Below are 18797 nucleotides of genomic sequence, written 5' to 3'. Positions count from 1 at the left end.
TTCCCCGAATGTCATCCCCGTTATCCACAGGCTGTGGATAAAATCGCGGCCTGTGTCGGGATTGTGGATAACTCGGGATCGATATCGGGCTTTTCCACAGCTTGGCGGCGGGGGCGAGTTACGCTAGCCCCTGCCCCCGAGTTATCCACAGCCTTGTGCAGAAAGGCCCCGTATGCGGCTGCACCTCCACCTTCTGTCCGACTCCACCGGCGAGACGCTGGAGAATATCGCCAAGGCGGCACTGGCGCAGTTCGACGATGTCGACACGATGCGGCATTTCTGGCCGATGGTGCGATCCGAAGCGCATCTCGAACGCATTCTGACCGAAATCGCGGTCAATCCCGGACTGGTCCTCTACACGCTGGTCAATCCGGCGATCCGGCGGATGCTGGAGGCACGCTGCGCCGCGCTGGGCCTGCCGATCGTCGCGCCGATGGACGCGGTCAGCCATGCACTGTCGAGCCTGCTTGGGCAGGAGGCGAAGGCGCGTCCGGGGCGGCAGCACAGCCTCGACGCCGCCTATTTCGCGCGGGTCGATGCGATCCAGTGGACCATCGCCCATGACGACGGCATCGCGTCGGAGGATTGGGAAGAGGCCGACATCGTCCTCGCCGGTGTTTCGCGGTCCTCCAAGACGCCGACGTCGATCTATCTCGCCAATCGCGGGTACAAGACCGCCAATATCCCGATCGTCGTCGAAAGCCCGCCGCCGCCGATCCTGTTCCGGCTGAACAGCCCGCTGGTCGTCGGGCTGACGACCAGCGCCGACCGGCTGATCGCGATCCGCCGCAACCGGCTGTTGTCGCTCAACCAGATGCCCGACACCGATTATGTCGAACAGGATGCGGTGGTGCGCGAGCTGTCGTTCGCGCGGCGGATGTTCGCCGACAATGGCTGGCCGGTGATCGACGTCACCCGCCGCTCGATCGAGGAAACGGCGGCGGCGATCATCACTTTGTGCAACGAACGCCGTATCGAGCCGCGCGCATGAGCTTCGTCCTCGCCTCGATGAGTGCGACCCGCCGAGCGATGCTCGACGCCGCCGGCATCCCGCACGACGCGATCCCGAGCGGCCTCGACGAAGAGGCGGCGAAGGCGGCGCTGGCTGGCGAACAGCTGAAACCCCGCGATCTGGCCGATGCGCTCGCCGAGATGAAGGCGATGCGCGCCGCGACCCGTGTCGGCGGGGCGATGGTGCTCGGCGGGGATTCGGTGGTGGCGCTGGCCGACGGCACCGTCCTCGACAAGCCGGTCGACCGCGCCGATGCCGCCGCGCATCTGCGCGCGCTGTCCGGTGGACGCCACGACCTGTTCAGCGCGGCGGTGTTCGTCGAGGGCGGCCGTCCGGTCTGGCGGCATATCGGCCATGCCAGACTGACCGTCCGGCCGCTGTCCGACGCCTTTATCGAAACCTATCTCGACGCCGAATGGCCGGCGATCGCCGGCTGCGTCGGCTGTTTCCGGATCGAGGGGCCGGGCGTGCAATTGTTCGACCGGATCGACGGCGATCACTGGACGATCCTCGGCATGCCCTTGCTCGAAATCGCGCGCTATTTGCGCCAACGGGGAATGTTGCCCGCATGAAGCCCTATGCCGAAGTGATCGGCGATCCGATCGCCCAATCCAAATCGCCGCTGATCCACGGCTTCTGGCTCGACCAACTCGGCATCGATGCCGAGTATAAAAGGTTCCAGGTGAAACCGGCGGCGCTGGCCGACTATTTCGCCGCGCGCCGGACCGATCCGAACTGGCGCGGCTGCAACGTTACCGTCCCGCACAAGCTGGCCGCACTCGACCATGTCGCCGATCCGGGCGATGTGCGCGGATCGATCGGTGCGATCAACACCGTGTTCCGCGGCGAAGGCGGCGACTGGATCGGGACCAATACCGACGCCGCCGGGTTCCACGCCCCGATCGCCGGCCTCGACCTGACCCGACAACCGGTCGCGGTGATCGGTGCCGGTGGTGCCGCGCGCGCGATCCTGTTCGGGCTGTCGAAACTGGGCGTCGGCCGGATAACCGTCCTCAACCGCAATCCGCTCAAGGCCGCCGCGCTCCTCGCAACCTTCGGATTGAAGGGCGACGCGCTGCCGCTCACCGCCCCCTTGCCGGCGGTAAAGCTGCTGGTGAATGCCAGCACGCTCGGCATGACCGGCCAGCCGCCGCTCGATATCGATCTCGCCCCGCTACCGCACGATGCGGTCGTCTATGACGCGGTCTATGCGCCGATCGAAACGCCGCTGCTGGCGCAGGCGCATGATCGCGGGCTCGACACCGTCGATGGCCTCGAAATGCTGGTCGGACAGGCGGCGCTGGCGTTCGAGCTGTTCTTCGGTGCCGCCCCGCCCCGCGATCGCGACGACGAACTGCGCGAACGACTGGTGGCGTGAAGCGCACTACCCTGCCTCGACCACACCGTACCCCCGCGCAGGCGGGGGGCCAGGGTTGCCAAACGCAACTGTCGGTCTGTGAAACCCTGGACCCCCGCATGCGCGGGGGTACGCCGATGTCAGCGACACCATGACCCATATCCTCGGCCTGACCGGCTCGATCGGCATGGGCAAATCGACCGTCGCTGGCATGTTCCGCGACCTCGGCGTGCCGGTATTCGACGCCGATGCCACCGTCCACGCGCTGCAAGGACCCGGCGGCGCGTTGCTTCCGGTCATCGAAGCCGCTTTCCCCGGCACCACCGGCCCGGCCGGAGTCGACCGCAAGGCGCTGCGCGACCGGATTTTCGCCGATCCCGCAGCGCGCCATCGACTCGAAGCGATCGTCCACCCCGCCGTCGCTGCCGAGCGGCAACGTTTCCTCGACGACCATGCCGTCGCGCCGTTGGTCGTGCTCGACGTCCCGCTATTGTTTGAAACCGGCGGCGACGCGCGATGCGACTCGGTCGCCGTCGTCACCGCCGCCCCGGAGGTTCAGCGCGCGCGCGTTCTGGCGCGCCCGACCATGACCGAGTCGGCTTTCGCCGCGATCCTCGCCTCGCAACTGCCCGACGCCGAAAAACGGCAGCGCGCGACGCATCTTATCCGCACCGACACGACACTCGCCGCGACCAGGGCGCAGGTCGCCGCGCTCGTCGCTTGCATGGGGGGCGGCGAAGGCGGATAAGGTCGCAATGCGCGAGATCGTGTTCGATACCGAAACCACCGGCTTCAAATTTTCGGAAGGTGACCGGCTGGTCGAAATCGGCTGCGTCGAACTGGTCAACCGGGTCGAGACGGGCAATGTCTATCATGCCTATTTCAACCCCGGCCGGTCGATGCCGAAGGAAGCGGAAGCGGTCCATGGCCTGTCCGACGCGTTCCTCGCCGACAAACCTGCCTTTCATACCGCGATCGACGATCTGTTGGCATTCATCGGCGACAGTCCGCTGATCGCGCACAATGCGACGTTCGATTTCAGCTTTCTGAACGGCGAACTGGGCGGGTGCGGACGCGACCCGATCTGTCTTACCCGCATGGTCGATACGCTGGCCATGGCGCGCAGCCGTCATCCCGGTGCCAAACACACGCTCGACGCGCTGTGCGTCCGTTTCGGCATCGACCGCAGCCGTCGCGTGCTGCACGGCGCATTGCTCGACGCGCAATTGCTCGCACAGGTCTATGTCGAGCTGATGGGCGGTCGCCAGATCGGCTTCGGCCTCGATACGTCGCCGACGATCCTCGTCGAGACGGTCGGCATCACTACGCCGGCAACGGCACGGCCGCCGCGGCATTTCGCACCGAGTGCCGACGAACGTGCGGTCCACGCCGCCTTCGTCGCAACGTTGAAGGACCCGTTATGGGGCCAGTTGCCGACGTGAGGCGTTGACACCATCCGCTTTCAGCGGCTCACACGATTTCACAATGACGGAGGATTACATGGACATCCGGGTTTCGGGGCACCAGGTCGACACTGGGGACGCACTGAAGGAGATGGTCCAGGAGCGTCTCCAGGGCATCGCCGACAAATATTTCCAGCGCGCGATTTCGGCGAACGCGACTTTCAGCAAGGGGCCGCACGACAACGGTTTCGTCTGCGACATCGTCTGCCACGTGACGCAGGGTCTCGTGCTGAAGGGCCATAACACCGGACAGGAGGCGCAGGGCGCGTTCGTCGGTGCCGCCGACAAGATCGAAAAGCAGCTGCGCCGCTACACCCGCCGCCTGAAGGATCGCAACGCCGCACAGGTCGTCGCGATGAACGAGGCTGGCGGCTATGACAACGGTTTCGACAATGCCGGCTACACCGTCTTCGGCGGCGAGCAGGAGGAAGAGGAGGTGCCCGACGCCCCCCTCATCATCGCCGAAACCCGGGTCGACGTGCCCGATGCCAGCGTGTCCGACGCGGTGATGATGCTCGACCTGCGCAATACCAACGCGCTGCTGTTCAAGAATAGCGGCACAGGATCGTTCAACATGGTCTATCGCCGCCACGACGGCACGATCGGCTGGGTCGAGCCCAATCGCGCAGCCTGATTTGTACGATTTCCATGACCTTTTGACGCCCGAAACGGTGCTGGCGGATAGCTCCGCCGGCACCCGCAAGGCGTTATTTACCCACATCGCCTCCGTCGCCGCACCGGCGACGGGGGTCGATGCGAAGCTGCTTGCCGATCGCATGGCCGATCGGGAGAAACTGGGCACGACCGCCTTTGGCGGCGGCATCGCCATCCCGCATGTCCGGTTCGACCCGCCGGGCGCGGTGCGCGGCGTCTTCGTACGGCTGGCACGCCCGATCGATTTCAGCGCGGTCGACGAACTGCCGGTCGATCTGATTTTCGCATTATTCTCCCCGGCCGATGCCGGCGGTGACCATCTCAAGGCACTGGCCCGCGTCTCGCGCGCGCTGCGCGATGCGACGTTCCGGGCAAAACTGCGCGGGGCCGGTTCGGCCGATGCGCTCTACGCATTGTTGTCGGGTGTCGAGGCGCGTGACGCTGCCTGACACGCCCGCCGGCGAAGCGGCGCATTTCCGGGCGTTGGAGGCACTCTATGCCGTCGCGCCGATCAACCGCCTGTTCGATTCCCGGCTGGAGATCGTCGAGGCCGGCGTGGCCCGCATCCACTTCACCATCGACGAACGCCATTTCCATGCCGCCGGCGCGGCGCATGGCACGACCTATTTCAAGATGCTCGACGATGCGGCCTTTTATGCCGCCAACAGTCTGGTGACTGACCGCTTCCTGCTGACCACCGCGTTCAACCTGTTGCTGCAACGGCCGCTGGGGCCCGGACGGGTCATTGCGGAAGGACGCTGGGTCAGCGGCAGGCGGCGCGTGTTCATCGCCGATGCGCATCTGATCGATGGTGAGGGTGAGGAGGCGGCGCGCGGTACCGGCACCTTCATGAAAAGCCGCATCCCGCTCGCCACCCTGCCCGGCTACGCGCAGGCATGAGCGACTGGCCGACGGCGCTCCGCGTCAACGCCTTTGCGCGCGCCGTGGAGAATGCCGGCGGCAGCGCGATGGTACTGGCCCGGGGCGATCGGGATTCCGGCGTCGTCCTGCTGCTCGCCATCGACCGCGACGGGACCGTCCGCCTGTTCGAGCGCGAACGCGATCTCGACGGGCGATCACGGATCGTCCAGCGCAAACCGGAGTTGGGGGGTGAAGCGGCGCTGACCGACTATTGGCAGGCACGTCGCATCCGCGACCCGGATCTATGGGTGGTCGAGGCGATCGTCGCAGCAGTCGAACCGTTGGCCGCTGAAACGCTGTGGACGAATTGACCTGTTAACCTTTGGGACCGTACCCGCCTTGCAACGAAGACAAGCGCCGGTCCGGTCAGGATTTCGATCGGTGGCGCAGTCGGGGGGCAGGCGCACAGGTTCCACGTGGAACGGGTTTGACGTGCCGGTTCACCGCATGAAGCGGACGACGGATGAAGCTGCGCTTCCCCATGGCGGTTCTTGCCGCCATGACCTTTTTCGCCGGAACGGGCGCACCACTATCGGCCGAGGAAACCGCCTCGCCCGGACACGTCACCAACCTGTCGATCCCGGCAAAGGTTCCGGTGCATTTTGCCGCTCCCGCTGAAATCGTGCAAGAGATGGCACCCGCAACCGACACCGACGCCGATTTCTCGACGCTTGACGCCGCAGTCGCTGCGCAGACCGCCACGATCGACGACGCGGAACTCAACTGCCTCGCCATCGGCGTCTATTATGAGTCCAAGGGTGAACCACTCGCCGGCCAACTCGCCGTCGCCGACGTAATCCTCAACCGCACCACGTCGGGTCGTTTCCCGGACTCGGTCTGCGGCGTTCTGACCCAGCACGGCCAGTTCTCGTTCGTGAAGGGCGGCCGCCTGCCCGACGTCGACACCAGCCGCCCGGCGTGGAAGACCGCCGTCGCCATCGCCCGCATCGCCACGCAGGATCTGTGGGACAGCCCGGCCGAAGGTGCCCTGTTCTTCCACGCCCGTCGGGTCAGCCCGAAATGGAGCCGCACCCGCGTCGCATCACTCGGCAACCACATCTTTTATCGCTGAATTGCCGGGACGATTACCGGAAGGTGCTTCCATCGTTCGCATAATGTTCTTATGATCGGCCGATGGCCAGTCTTGCCCTCGGCGCCCTGCCGCCCGCACCCGACCCCTATCCGCTGATCGCTGCCGAGGTTGCGCGCGGCGTCACCCGCATGTTGCTGGCCCATGATCTGACCGCGATGGCCGAAGTCCCGCTCGATGGCGGACGTCGTGCCGACCTGATGGCGATCGATGCCCGCGGGCAGATCGTCATCGTCGAGATCAAGGTATCGCGCGCCGACCTGCTCGGTGACGGCAAATGGACCGACTATCTCGGCTCCTGCGACCGCTATTTCTGGGCAGTGCCGGCCGGTTTCGATGTCGCACCGCTGCGCGGCGAGGCGTTCCTGCCCGATCGCACCGGCATCATCGTCGCCGACCGCTACGAAGCGACGATCCTGCGCGAGGCATCGACGACCCCCCTGCCCGCCCATGTCCGCAAACGCTGCACCCTCGCCTTCGCCCGCCGCGCCGCCCGCCGCCTGATCGGTGCGATCGACCCGGACGCGATTCAGGGGTTCTAGTTTCACCATACCCGTTCAGTTCGCGCAGCTTCGAACGTAGTCGAGAAGCGTCCGTCGAGAACCGCCAGTGGAGGAACGCGTCAAAACCGCCGCCACAGTGCTCCCGCCGCCCAGCCGAACCCGACCGACAGCAGCACCGCCGCCAGCCCGTACAGCACCGACGCCTGCTGCGCCGCCATCGCCACGAACCGCTCGAACCCCGATTTGCGGATATCGATTTCACGCACGGCGGCGGCCAGCACGCGCCCGTCGCGGATCAGAAACGTCTCCGCCGTGAACGTTCCCACCGGCACCCGTGCCGGAATGGTGATGTTGGCGCGGTACAGCACGTCGTCAGTGATCTCGACCGCGTTCGGTGCCTCGACATACAGCCCGGCACGCTGCCGCACCGTCACGAACCCCTTGGCAAAGCGTGCCTGATCTTCGGCGGACGTGCCCGCGCTGGGCGATAACTGCAGGCTGTCGAGCCCCAGTTCGTAGATCGCCCGCGTCCGTTCGTCGACGATCCGCTCGATCGGGCGCGCCGATGCGATCGCGTAGAAGGACGGGGCGGAGCGATACCGCATCTGGTCGGCGTTGACCCAGATGCCGGCTACCTTTTCCTTTTCGCGCACCACGATCGATTCGGGGGGGCCCTTCACCACCACCACGACCTCGGCCGGGGTATCGCCCTGCGGCACCCGCCCGCCAGGATAGAGGATCGCGCCGAACAGCAGCAGTTCGGCCCCGGTAAAGCTGTACGCGATCCGCACGTCGCGGGTCGACACGTCGGGGACCAGCACCGGTGCCGCCGCCGCCATCGTCAGCGGGGCCAGCAGCGCCAGCGTCAGCGCGCGCTTCATACCGGTTGCACCGAAAAGATATCGTCGGGCCGCCACCCCAGCCCAAGCGCCATGCGGGACGCCACCGCCAGCACGATGATCGCCAACGCGAGCCGCAGATATTCGGGTTTCGCCCTCTGCGCAAAGCGCGCCCCGATCTGCGCCCCGGTCACCGATCCGATCAGCAACAGCACCGCCAGCACGATATCGACTGCCTTGGTCGTCAGCGCATGGATCATCGTCGCCGCCGCGGTGACGAACAGGATCTGGAACAGCGATGTGCCGACCACCACCCGCGTCCCCATGCCGAGCAGATACAGCATCGCCGGCACGAGAATGAACCCGCCGCCGACCCCCAGCAGCACGGTCAAAATGCCGGTCGCGAACCCCAGCAGCAGCGGCGCGAACGGCGAGATATACAGCCCCGACGCATAGAATCGCCACCGCAGCGGCAGCGCCGCGACCAGCGGATGGTGGCGTCGCCGCGCCGGCCGGGGCGGGATCGCGCCACGGAGCACCCGTACTGCGACGATCGCCTCTTTCAGCATCAGCCCGCCGATCGACCCGAGCATCACCACGTACAGGATGGCGATGACAGTATCGATCTGTCCGCTCGATTGCAGCAGCCGGAAAATGCCCGCGCCCGCGATCGAGCCCAGCACGCCGCCGGCGACCAGCACCCATCCCATGCGGAAATCCACGCCATCGCGCCGGAGATGCGCGAACACGCCCGACACGCTGGCACCGGTCACCTGGCTGGCGGCGGAAGCGGCGGCGACGGTCGGCGGAATGCCGTAGAAGATCAGCAGCGGCGTGGTCAGGAACCCGCCGCCGACGCCGAACATCCCCGACAGGAACCCCACCCCACCGCCCAGCAGGACGATGACCAGCGCATTGACCGACAGGTTGGCGATGGGAAGGTAGAGATCCATGGCCGCCCCGGTTACCGCGTTCGCGCGTCCACGGCCAGCCAGACGCCATGGAGTCCGTTTGGAAATGCGTCGCGACGCATTTTGCGGCACCGGCCCGTTCCCCCACCCCGCCACCCATTGAGTGTGCCTTGTGGGTGGTCGGGTAGGGGGAGCGGCCGGTGCCGCCTTGAAACTCGCCCTTACCGCGAGTTCTCAAACGAACCCTTAAAAGTCGCTGCCCAGCGTCAGGGCCAGCCCCGACCCCGGTGCCGCCCGTCCCGTCACGCGTTGCCGCCAGTCGAGCGACAGCCGCACCGCCTGCTTTGCCACGGGCAGCACGACCACCGCCGATGGCCCGATATCGACCCGCGCGCCTTCACGCTGTGCGACGCCCCAGCTGCCGACGCCGATCCGCAACCGCCCCGATCCGACCCGGTACAGCGCGCGCGCCGCGCCATCGGCATAGGGCTGCGTCCCCGCGCGCAGGACGACACCGGCCTGCCCATAGCCTTCGATGACGATCCGCTCGCCGACCATGCGGTCGAGTCCGGCGATCACCCCCAAGCCGGTCCCGTTCGCGCCGCGATCGAGCGCGATCCGCCGTTCGGCGACGATCGCCACCGGCCCCCCGCCCGGCCGCCATTCGACGCCCAGCGCCGCTTCGCTCCCCTGCCCTGCCAGCGGCGCGGCGACACGCCCGACGACCGCAAGCCGGTCGTTCGCGGCGACCGGCAGCCGCAGCCGCACCCCGGCCTGTCCGCCGCCCAGCTGCACCGGTCCGCCCGTCGCCGACCCGCCGCGCACCGCCAGCCACGCGCTGCCGGTCAGTCCCGGCCGGACAACTGTCGGCGGCAGATCGGGTCGCGGCAGGATAAGAGGGTCCGAAACCGCATTACCGGGCAATGCGACCGCTGCTGCGACCGGCGAGACCAACGCGAAATCCACCCGGCCGAGCGGCGCGGCGGCGACCATGGTGCGACCCGGCTGTGGATGAAACCGGGGATAAAGGGACTCGGAGACCTGTGGATAACTCGTGGGTAACCCGTGCGCAGTCGTCACCGGTGCCGCCACGACCCGTGGCACCCCCAGCACCGCGGCACCCCGTGTCACCACCTCCACCGCATCGGGCAGCAACAGCACGACCCGCATACCGATCCAGCCGACGGTAACCACCGCCAGAAACCGTACCGGCCGCCCCCGCCCCGGTGTCATCGGGCGGTCAGATCGGTCGGAAAATGATGCGCGGTCTTGTCCCAGCGGACCGGCTGCCCACGCAGCAGCGCGGCATAGCGGACCATCGCCCGCCGCGCCGCGAACAGCGCGACGAAATTGCCGACGAAGACGCGCGGGATCGACCGCAGCGCCTCGCCCCGGCCATAGGCGCGCCGCACCATTTCGAACCGCACGGCCATCCGCCACCCGAACAGCGCGATATTGGCGAACAACACCCACCATATGCCCGGTTCGACTGAGGTCGGTTCGCTGCCGCGCCACCAATGCAGCGCCTCGTCGATGCCCCACGTCACCAGCGCGATATAGGCGATCGCCAATACCGGGATCGCGAGGATGGTGCGCCGGTCGCGCATCCGCATCCAATGGTCGCGCCATCCGCGATGCCAGCCGGTTCGGTCCCACCCAGCCAGCGCGATTCCCGTCATCCAGCGCGCCTTCTGACGGATCGCGGTGCCAAGCGTCGCCGGAAAATAGGCCCGCACTGCGACCGGTGGCCCGCCCGGCGTTTCGAGCGCGCGGACGAACACCCCCCGCCCGCCCAGTGCGCGCACGGTCAGGCCCAGCTCGTAATCCTCGGTCAGGCTGGCATCGTCGAACGGGACCCCACCGCGCGATTCGGCGATCCGCGCCAGCATCGCGATCGAGATCGCGCAGCCGACCCCGGCGAACGGCAATCCCGCGCCCAGCGCATCGCGCACCGGCAATTGCCGGCCATGCGATTCGGCGAATTCGTCGATATAATGGCCCGATACCCAGCGCGATGCCGGATCGGGCAGCGGCAGCACCGGGATCTGCACCGCATCGGCGCGGCGCAGCAGATGATCGTACAGCCGCAGCTCGCCGGGATGCACCACATCCTCCGCATCGTGCAGGACGATCGCGGTGAACGCCCTGCCCTCCGCCGCGCCATCGGCCAGCACCGCCCGCCACAGCGCGTTGAGGCAATCGGCCTTAGTGGTCGGGCCGGGATGCGGGTTCAGGACCAGCCGGACGCGCGCGTCCTGTGCCGCCACCGCCGTGATCGCATCGATCGTCGCCCGGTCGTTGGGATAGGCACCGGCATAGAGCCGCCAGTCGGGATGCTCGAATCGGCCGAGCGTCGCGCGCAGCATCGCGCCGATGACCGCCGCCTCGTCCCATGCCGGCACCAGCACCGCGATCCGCCCGCAACAGGTCGCGACCGGGAAATCGGCCATGACCGGCACACCCGATCGACGCCACCGCATCCGGATCGCCCGCACGATATAGGCGAGGTCGACCGCCAGATCGTCGATCCCGCCGATCAGAAATCCGATCGCGGCAAACAACATGGTTTCGCGCGCGATCCCGTCGATCCACGCGATCGCCGCGTCCATGACAGCCCCCGATATGCCCCGGCCGCGACGCTAGTCGGCGGCGCGGCGGATCGGCAAGCGGGCTCAGACTAAGGCATGAGTGGGATGGTCAACTATTTGTGCACTGCAATTGAACCCTTGCGAGTCCCGGACGTTCGCAAAAACGGTCCTAAATCCCCTTTCGGGACTGGTGCCCCTGCGCACCGGCCGCGCCGAGCGTACCGACGGCGCGGCCGAACCGCGGGCCGGGCATAAGGCCCAGCCCGTTGTTTTTAACGATAGAAATTACGGACTACGTCGATTACCCGCCCACGCCGGGCATCGACCAGCACGACGTCGTCATAGTGACGGACCCAGCGCTGATACCCGCGCGCGGGCGGCAGGCGATAACGGCCGGGATCGTTCACCCAATAACGCTGTCCATAAAAGGGACGCCCGATCGCCGCGCCGGGGCGAAATGCCTGATAGCGGAACGGCGCGTTCCAGTTGCCGCGCGCATATGACCGGCGATGTGCGCCGTGCCCCGCGTCGCGTCGCCATTGCCGCTCGCGCAGCGTCTGGCGATAATCGGCACGGGCGCGTTCCAGATCGCGGCGCTCGTCGCGAATGTCGCGGCGGTCGCCATGGCGCAACGCCTGTCGATATTCGTGCCGGGCATCCTGATAGTCGGCCCGGTCGCGCCGCAATTCGCGCGTCGATTGTGCAGCGGCTGGTGCTGCCATGGTCGGTACGGCGACCGTCGCGGCCAGCACGGCCAGGATCATCTTACGCATATACGCTCTCCCGTCATCGGTTGATGACGACGGGATGGGCGATTCGCGCTGAACGATCGGCGAATGCGGTTGTCAGCGTTCCGAAAGGCTTGGGCGGAAGCGATCGTCCACGCCCCGTACCGTCATCCCCGCCTGCGCGGGGATCAGGAAGAGAGCAACTCGGCCTTCAGCCCTTATTGCTGGCCTGGTCCCGGCCCACCCGTGCCCGGCGCACCGACCGTGCCGATATTGCCGAACAGGTCGCTGAAGAAGTTCGATTCGCGGCCCAGCGTCGGCGTCTTCTTGTCCGACGGGCTGATGCCGACGACCTGATCGACGCCGGTCCGGTCGATCTTGGACACGTTGCCGGCCTGATCGAAGGTGATCTTCAACGTCGTCTGGTCGACGGCGCGCGGGCGGTTGAACGCCAGATTGCGGCTATCGCGCGACAGATAGAACCATTCGCGGTCCGAAAACTGCCCGACGAAGGTCGGCGTGCCCAGCGTCTGCAACACCGACTGGCGGGTATCGACGCCCGGCTGCACCGCGTTGACCAGATCGGGATCGATGACATAGCCCTGATGGCTGCGCAGCTTCGTGCAGCCTCCCAGGCCCGCCGCGGCACAGGCGATCATCAGCGCCACTGCGCCACGGGTGGGGAAGCGAACCATAAAATCTCCGTCCAGCGAACGCGCGACCGGGCCACACCCGATTGCATCGCGCGGCCACGCGTTCAATATGACGGACCCGCGCCATCCACAAGCGCGCCCTTGCCTTCCGGAGAACCATGCGTCTGCCTCGCCTGTTCCGTCGTGCGCCGCCCCCGCGGGTCGCCGCCTCCCTGTACGACGCGGTCGTCGCGCGCGGGCGGCAACCTGCATGGTATCTCGACGGACAGGTGCCCGACACGCTCGACGGGCGGTTCGACATGATCGCCGCCATCCTGTCGATGGTCATGCTCCGGCTGGAGGGCGAGGGGGCAGGGGCCGCACCCGCCGCGTCGCTCGCCGAATGTTTCGTCGACGACATGGATGGACAGCTTCGCCAGATCGGCTTTGGCGATATGGTCGTCGGCAAGCATATTGGGCGGATGATGGCGATGCTCGGCGGGCGGATCGGCGCGTATCGCGACGGGCTGGTCGACGGAACGTTCGAATCGGCGCTGGTCCGCAACCTCTATCGCGGTGTCGAACCCGATGCCCATGCGCTCGTATATGTCGCCGCGCATCTGCGGCGGCTGCGCGCCGCGCTCGACGCCGTGTCCGTCGACGATCTTCTTGCCGGAAAGCTGCCCGAATGACCCCCGAATTCCACCGCCCCGTCCGCATCGACCAGATCGGGGAGGGCGAAACCCGCCAACATATCGCCGCCGATGCCGACGAACGTCGCCGGTTGATGGGGCGATTCGGCCTGCTCGCGCTCGATTCGCTGGAGGCAGACTATAGCCTGCACCGCGACGCCGCCGACATCGTCGCCACCGGCCGTCTGACGGCACAGGTCGCGCAACCCTGCGTCGCCAGCGGCGAACCGGTTCCCGAATCGGTCGACGAACCCTTCACCCTGCGCTTCCTGCCCGAAGGCAGCGTCGATGGTGGCGAGTTCGAGCTCGACGACGAAGCGATGGACACGATGTTCTATGCTGGCGCGTCGATCGATCTGGGCGAGGCGGCAGCCGAAACGCTGGCACTGGCGCTCGATCCGTACCCGCGCAGCCCCCGTGCCGAGGAAGTGTTACGCACGGCCGGCGTGCTCAAGGAGGAAGAGGCGGGGCCGCTGCCGGCGCTGGGTGCGCTGAAGGATTTGCTGAAGAAATAGGGGCGGGAAGGGCGCGAAGGAAAAATTTCGCGCAGAGACGCGGAGCCGCAGAGAGCCAGCCTCCCGTCACCCCGGGCTCGACCCGGGGTCCCGCTTCTTCTTTCAGCGGGCAGTGAAAGAAGCGGGGCCCCGGATCAGGTCCGGGGCGACGACGTTGCGCCCGAAGCGCTCGAAAACAGCCGCCCCGCCAGCGTCCACATCGCGAAACAAGGCCACCCGGCCCACCCAAAGCAAAACCCTCCGCGCCTCCGCGCCTCCGCGCGAACCCCTAATCTTCCTTCGCGCCCTTCGAGCCGTCGCGCGAATCAACCATCCCCCGCGCCAGCAACGAAGCAATCGCGTCCGCCACCGCCTCCGGCGTCCGATCCTCGTCCCACACCCCGTAGCGTAGCCCCAGAAACACGTTCATGCCCATGATCGCCCAGGCATGGACCTCCGACACGTCCGCCGACACCTCGCCCCGACCCGCCGCCGCGCGCAAACGGGCGGCGATCCGATCCGCCGTCGTCGAATAATGAAGCCGAAAGCTGGCCGGATCGACGAACTCGGCTTCGTCGATGATGCGGTAGATTTCCTTGTGCGCGCGAACGAAGCGGATGAATTCCAGCAACCCGGCCCGCTCCGCCGCGATCTGCCCATCGGCCTGCGCGATCGCCGGTGCGACATGATCGCGCACCTGTGCCGACATATCGGCGACCAACGCACGGAACACCGCGTCCTTCGAATCGAAATAGGTGTAGAAACTGCCGAGCGCCACGCCGGCCCGCCGCGTGATCGCGCTGATCGATCCTTCGTGAAATCCCTTTTCCCCGAATTCGGCGGCGGCGGCGTCAAGGATCGCGCGGCGGGTGCGGCGGCCGCGTTCGGTGCGCGGCGTCTTGTCGTCGCCGCCGCTGCTCGCGCCCGTGTCGGCCATAAAACATGCTCTCCCGGTCCGGGGACAAGTTGAAACCCGGTTCAGCTTTCAGTATAGCCAAGCACAACGACGTACAACCCGGCCAACGGGTGGCGTCCATAACAGGGAGAGGTCGATGCGTCGCACGTTCGGAATCCGCGCGGGTTTGTTGCTGGGGGCGGCGCTGGTCGCATCGCCGGTATTGGCGCAAACGACCGAAACACCGCCTGAAACCCCCGCCGAATCGGCGTCGGTGGTCGCGGATCAGGGCGATGGCGACATCGTCGTCACCGCCCGCCGTCGTGCCGAAAGCGTCATCGATGTGCCCATCGCCATGTCGGTGGTGACCGGCGACCAGCTGACCCGCAGCGGCGCGGTCGACATCACCGCGTTGCAGGACAAGACGCCCAATCTGACGCTGCAGATCGCGCGCGGGTCGAACTCGACTCTGATCGCGTTCAGCCGTGGCGTCGGCCAGCAGGACCCGCTCTGGGGCTTCGAACCGGGCGTCGGCCTCTATCTCGACGATGTCTATGTCGCCCGGCCGCAGGGCGCGGTGCTCGACATTTTCGACGTGGAGCGGGTCGAGGTGCTGCGCGGGCCGCAGGGCACGCTCTATGGCCGCAACACCATCGGCGGTGCGATCAAATATGTGACCCGGCGGCTGGGCCATGACTTCGCCGGTACTGCGCGCGCCTCCTATGGCGCGTACAACCAGCTCGACCTGATCGGGCAGGTGACGGTGCCGATCGGTGACACGCTGTCGATCGGCGGTGCGGTCGCGCGGTACAAGCGCGACGGGTACGGCACCAACCTGACCACCGGTGCCGACCAATATGACAAGGACGTGCTGGCCGCACGCGTCTCGGCCGAATGGACGCCGAGCGACAGCATCTTCGTGCGCGTCGCCGGCGACCGGACGCTCGACCGGTCGAACCCGCGCCACGGCACCCGGCTGCTGGGGAACGGCACCGATCCGCGCTATGCACCGACCGCCAGCGTGTACGACACCCGCGCCGGGGTCGGCGATCGCAACCGGGTGGTGGCGCAGGGGCTGTCGCTGACCGGCGAGTTCCGGCTGTCCGACCTGCTCACCTTCAAATCGATCAGCGCTTACCGCGAAGGGGCGACCAACACCGTCATCGATTTCGACAACACCGCGCTGCCGACGCTCGACGTGCCCGCCGAATATGACGACTGGCAATTCACCCAGGAACTGCAACTGCTGATCGAAGGCGAACGGGTGCAGGGCGTCGTCGGCCTCTATTATCTCAACGCCGACGCGTCGGGCGCGTTCGATACCGTGCTGGGCGGCCTCAACCTGACCACGCTGACCTCGGGACAGGTCAGGACCAAAAGCTATGCCGCGTTCGGCGACGTCAGCTACGACCTGACCGACCGGCTGAAAATCTCGGCGGGCCTGCGCTATACCAGGGACGACAAGACCGGCACCGTCTTCCGCCGCAACTATACCGGCATCCGCAGCCCGGCGTTCGGCAATGCCGCCGCGGTGCCGGGGCTGATCCGCACCGATTACACCAACGACCGCAGCTTCGACCAGTTCACCCCGCGCGTCTCGATCGCGTACGAACCGCGGCAGGACCTGAACCTGTATGCATCGTGGGGCAGGGGGTTCAAATCGGGCGGGTTCGACATGCGCGGCGACGCGGTGTTCACCCCGACGACGGTGAATGGCTATGATCCCGAAAAGATCACCAGCTACGAAGTCGGCATGAAGGGCGCGTTCCTCGACCGCACCCTGTTCCTCAACATGGCCGGCTATTATTCGCGCTACACCGATCAACAGGTCACGATTCAGGTGCCCAATGTGAATGGCGGCATCGCCAGCTTCGTGGATAACGCGGGCAAGGCCGATATCTACGGGCTGGAGATCGAAGGGCGGATGGTCCCGTCGCGCAATTTCTCGGCACAAATGTCGTTCGGCTATACCAATGCCGACTATAAGCAATTCCTGACCTTTATCGGCGGCGGCACCACGCCGGTCGATGTATCGAACCAGCGCGTATTCCAGAATACGCCCGAATTCACCGCCGCCGCATCGTTCACCGCCTCGACCGATTTTGCCGGCGGTTCGCTGTCGGTGACGCCCGAAGTCACGCTGCGCAGCGATTACGCGCTGTTCGAAATCCCGACCCCCGCGCTCGATCAGGACGGCTATGCGCTGGTCAACGCCTCCGCCAACTGGATTTCGGGCGGGGGCCGCTACCGGGTCGGCGTCGCGCTGCGCAACCTGACCGATCAGCGTTACCGGGTCGGGGGGTATAATTTTCCCGGCGCGCTCTTCGGCAATTCGGTCATCGGCTATTACGGCCCGCCACGGACGGCGACCGCAACGTTCGAGGTCCGCTTCTAACTCCTCCCCGCTTCGCGGGGAGGGGGACCGCCGCGCAGCGGTGGTGGAGGGGGGTGTCCGCTTCCACCACGGTTGCGTTCGCGGCGCTCCCCCTCCACCAGCTATGCTGGTCCCCCTCCCCGTGAACGGGGAGGAACATGAGTCATCAAATGAAAAATCCCCGCATCACCCTCGCCATGTTGCTGCTGGTCTACAGCTTCAACTTCCTCGACCGGCAGATTCTCGCGATTCTCGCCCAACCGGTGCAGCGCGACCTCGGCCTCGACGACGGGCAGATGGGGATGCTCGGCGGCCTCGCCTTCGCCGCGCTCTATTCGACGCTTGCCATTCCGTTGGCGCTGATCGCCGACCGCACCAGCCGCACATGGATCATCACGATCAGCCTCACCGTGTGGAGCGCCTTCACCATCCTGTGCGGCACGGCGCAGAATTTCACGCAGATGTTCCTGTTCCGGCTGGGCGTCGGGGTGGGGGAGGCGGGGGGCGTCGCCCCGTCCTATGCGCTGATCGCCGACACCTTTCCCCCCGAACGCCGTGCCCGCGCGCTCGCCATCTATTCGCTCGGCATTCCGCTGGGCGCGGCGGGCGGCGTCCTGCTCGGCGGCTATATCGCGCAGGCGGTCGAATGGCGCACCGCCTTCTACGCGGTCGGGCTGGCCGGCATCGTCATCGCGCCGTTCTTTCGCCTGTTGGTGAAGGACCCGCCGCGCGCCGCTGTCGCCGTCGATCACATGCCGGTCGGCGGAGTCTTCGGCATTCTTGCGCGTAAACCCAGTTTCTGGCTGCTCGCCTTCGGCGCGGCGGCGGGGTCGATGTGCGGTTATGGCGTCGGTTTCTGGATGCCCAGCCTGATGATGCGCAGCTTCGGCCTTAATCTGGTCCAGACCGGCCAGTTCTTCGGCGCGCTGCTCCTGAGCGGCGGGGTGGCGGGCATCCTGATCGGCGGCTGGCTCGGCGACCGGCTGGGGGCGCGGGACAGGCGCTGGTACGCGCTGATGCCCGCGCTGTGCTACACGCTCGGCACGCCGCTGTTCATCGCCGGGGTGCTGTCGAACGGCTGGCTCGCCGCGTTCGCCCTGTTCGTGGTGCCGCAGGCGCTGGTCTATGTCTGGCTTGGGCCCGTGCTGACCGCCGTCCAGCATCTGGTGCCCTCGCACATGCGCGCGACGGCATCGGCCAGTTTCCTGCTCATCAACAATCTGATCGGCATCGGCCTTGGCAGCTGGGTCGTGGGGCAGCTGTCGAAGGGGCTGGCCCCGACCTACGGTACCGAATCGCTGCGCTACGCCATCGCGGCGGCGCTGTGCCTGTATCTGGTCGCCGGTGCGCTGATGGCGCTCGCGAGCCGTCGTTTGGAGCGTGACTGGGTGGCGTGATGGGGTTCACGCGAAAGCACGAAGACCGCGAAGAAGGGTAGATTTCGCGCAGAGGCGCAGAGGCGCAGAGAACCTCTCCACCCGTCACCCCGGGCTTGACCCGGCGTCCCGCTTCTTTCTTCTTCGTCCGGGCAAAGGAAGAAGCGGGGCCCCTCTGAGTTCACAAACGAAGTGCAACACCTGAGACAGGTGCTGCCATGTCCATCTACCGTCAGTTATCGCTCGAGGAACGGTGTTCGATTGCCCG

Annotated in this window: 22 protein-coding genes; 15 read left to right on the top strand and 7 right to left on the bottom strand. The window is 66.8% G+C overall.

All coding sequences use genetic code 11. The features are described 5' to 3' along the window. The first annotated feature begins 172 nt into the window (after window positions 1-172). From ASE50_RS03685 to ASE50_RS03635, 11 genes are all read left to right on the top strand, one after another. Window positions 173-991: a pyruvate, water dikinase regulatory protein gene (locus ASE50_RS03685; RefSeq protein WP_055998804.1), complete on the top strand. Its 819-nt coding sequence runs from the start codon at window positions 173-175 to the stop codon at window positions 989-991. Continuing rightward, on the top strand, window positions 988-1584 hold the full coding sequence (locus ASE50_RS03680; protein WP_082438772.1) for a Maf family protein: 597 nt from the start codon (window positions 988-990) through the stop codon (window positions 1582-1584). Before ASE50_RS03685 ends, ASE50_RS03680 begins: the two co-directional genes overlap by 4 nt. After that, window positions 1581-2390: a shikimate dehydrogenase family protein gene (locus ASE50_RS03675; RefSeq protein ID WP_056395764.1), complete on the top strand. Its 810-nt coding sequence runs from the start codon at window positions 1581-1583 to the stop codon at window positions 2388-2390. The genes ASE50_RS03680 and ASE50_RS03675 overlap by 4 nt, the downstream gene beginning before the upstream one ends. A 130-nt stretch (window positions 2391-2520) precedes the next feature. Further along, on the top strand, window positions 2521-3117 hold the full coding sequence (coaE, locus tag ASE50_RS03670; RefSeq protein ID WP_056395761.1) for a dephospho-CoA kinase: 597 nt from the start codon (window positions 2521-2523) through the stop codon (window positions 3115-3117). A 7-nt stretch (window positions 3118-3124) separates the two neighbouring features. After that, a complete protein-coding gene (dnaQ, locus tag ASE50_RS03665; RefSeq protein WP_056395759.1) occupies window positions 3125-3811 on the top strand; it encodes a DNA polymerase III subunit epsilon in 687 nt (228 codons plus the stop codon). Between the two features lie 58 nt (window positions 3812-3869). Continuing rightward, on the top strand, window positions 3870-4466 hold the full coding sequence (gene hpf, locus ASE50_RS03660; RefSeq protein ID WP_056395755.1) for a ribosome hibernation-promoting factor, HPF/YfiA family: 597 nt from the start codon (window positions 3870-3872) through the stop codon (window positions 4464-4466). 1 nt (window position 4467) lies between these two features. Further along, on the top strand, window positions 4468-4935 hold the full coding sequence (locus tag ASE50_RS03655; RefSeq protein ID WP_056395753.1) for a PTS sugar transporter subunit IIA: 468 nt from the start codon (window positions 4468-4470) through the stop codon (window positions 4933-4935). Next, entirely contained in the window at window positions 4886-5386 is a 501-nt protein-coding gene (locus tag ASE50_RS03650) for a PaaI family thioesterase (protein ID WP_082438771.1), read from the top strand. Before ASE50_RS03655 ends, ASE50_RS03650 begins: the two co-directional genes overlap by 50 nt. After that, window positions 5383-5718, top strand: a complete 336-nt coding sequence (locus ASE50_RS03645) for a DUF1491 family protein (RefSeq protein WP_056395749.1) — start codon at window positions 5383-5385, stop codon at window positions 5716-5718. Before ASE50_RS03650 ends, ASE50_RS03645 begins: the two co-directional genes overlap by 4 nt. 152 nt (window positions 5719-5870) lie before the next feature. Continuing rightward, window positions 5871-6479: a cell wall hydrolase gene (locus tag ASE50_RS03640; RefSeq protein ID WP_056395747.1), complete on the top strand. Its 609-nt coding sequence runs from the start codon at window positions 5871-5873 to the stop codon at window positions 6477-6479. Window positions 6480-6541: 62 nt separating this feature from the next. Next, window positions 6542-7039 (top strand): MmcB family DNA repair protein, encoded by a 498-nt coding sequence (locus ASE50_RS03635; protein WP_056395745.1) that lies wholly within the window; start codon window positions 6542-6544, stop codon window positions 7037-7039. Between the two features lie 80 nt (window positions 7040-7119). Here the strand turns inward: ASE50_RS03635 and ASE50_RS03630 are convergent, their stop codons facing one another. The 6 genes from ASE50_RS03630 to ASE50_RS03605 all read right to left on the bottom strand — a co-directional run bounded on the left by ASE50_RS03630 (window position 7120) and on the right by ASE50_RS03605 (window position 12761). Beyond that, entirely contained in the window at window positions 7120-7881 is a 762-nt protein-coding gene (locus ASE50_RS03630; protein WP_056395742.1) for a TIGR02186 family protein, read from the bottom strand. After that, window positions 7878-8792, bottom strand: coding sequence for a sulfite exporter TauE/SafE family protein (locus ASE50_RS03625; protein WP_056395740.1), 915 nt, complete (start codon window positions 8790-8792; stop codon window positions 7878-7880). Before ASE50_RS03625 ends, ASE50_RS03630 begins: the two co-directional genes overlap by 4 nt. A 204-nt stretch (window positions 8793-8996) precedes the next feature. Next, a complete protein-coding gene (locus ASE50_RS03620; protein WP_056395737.1) occupies window positions 8997-9983 on the bottom strand; it encodes a hypothetical protein in 987 nt (328 codons plus the stop codon). Next, window positions 9980-11359 (bottom strand): glycosyl transferase family protein, encoded by a 1380-nt coding sequence (locus tag ASE50_RS03615; RefSeq protein ID WP_056395733.1) that lies wholly within the window; start codon window positions 11357-11359, stop codon window positions 9980-9982. Before ASE50_RS03615 ends, ASE50_RS03620 begins: the two co-directional genes overlap by 4 nt. Window positions 11360-11610: 251 nt before the next feature. Further along, window positions 11611-12111 (bottom strand): RcnB family protein, encoded by a 501-nt coding sequence (locus tag ASE50_RS03610; RefSeq protein WP_056395730.1) that lies wholly within the window; start codon window positions 12109-12111, stop codon window positions 11611-11613. Between the two features lie 173 nt (window positions 12112-12284). After that, window positions 12285-12761: an outer membrane protein assembly factor BamE gene (locus tag ASE50_RS03605; RefSeq protein ID WP_056395727.1), complete on the bottom strand. Its 477-nt coding sequence runs from the start codon at window positions 12759-12761 to the stop codon at window positions 12285-12287. 116 nt (window positions 12762-12877) lie between these two features. Between ASE50_RS03605 and ASE50_RS03600 the strand changes: the two genes are divergently transcribed. Both ASE50_RS03600 and ASE50_RS03595 read left to right on the top strand, forming a co-directional pair. Next, entirely contained in the window at window positions 12878-13390 is a 513-nt protein-coding gene (locus ASE50_RS03600; RefSeq protein ID WP_056395724.1) for a ubiquinol-cytochrome C chaperone family protein, read from the top strand. Continuing rightward, entirely contained in the window at window positions 13387-13905 is a 519-nt protein-coding gene (locus ASE50_RS03595) for a YceD family protein (RefSeq protein WP_056395721.1), read from the top strand. The genes ASE50_RS03600 and ASE50_RS03595 overlap by 4 nt, the downstream gene beginning before the upstream one ends. Window positions 13906-14173: 268 nt before the next feature. Here ASE50_RS03595 and ASE50_RS03590 read toward each other — a convergent pair whose 3' ends face one another. Next, window positions 14174-14821: a TetR/AcrR family transcriptional regulator gene (locus tag ASE50_RS03590; RefSeq protein ID WP_056395718.1), complete on the bottom strand. Its 648-nt coding sequence runs from the start codon at window positions 14819-14821 to the stop codon at window positions 14174-14176. A 115-nt stretch (window positions 14822-14936) separates the two neighbouring features. Here ASE50_RS03590 and ASE50_RS03585 point away from each other — a divergent pair, with 115 nt between their 5' ends. Next, window positions 14937-17174, top strand: a complete 2238-nt coding sequence (locus tag ASE50_RS03585) for a TonB-dependent receptor (RefSeq protein ID WP_056395715.1) — start codon at window positions 14937-14939, stop codon at window positions 17172-17174. Window positions 17175-17323: 149 nt separating this feature from the next. After that, window positions 17324-18550 carry a spinster family MFS transporter gene (locus ASE50_RS03580; protein ID WP_414881699.1) on the top strand — a complete coding sequence of 409 codons (1227 nt, stop codon included), beginning with the start codon at window positions 17324-17326 and terminating at the stop codon, window positions 18548-18550. Window positions 18551-18797: the final 247 nt, after the last annotated feature.

It is taken from the genome of Sphingomonas sp. Leaf5 (genome assembly GCF_001421155.1).
GTDB lineage: Bacteria > Pseudomonadota > Alphaproteobacteria > Sphingomonadales > Sphingomonadaceae > Sphingomonas.
This window is presented reverse-complemented; position numbering and strand designations above follow the sequence as displayed.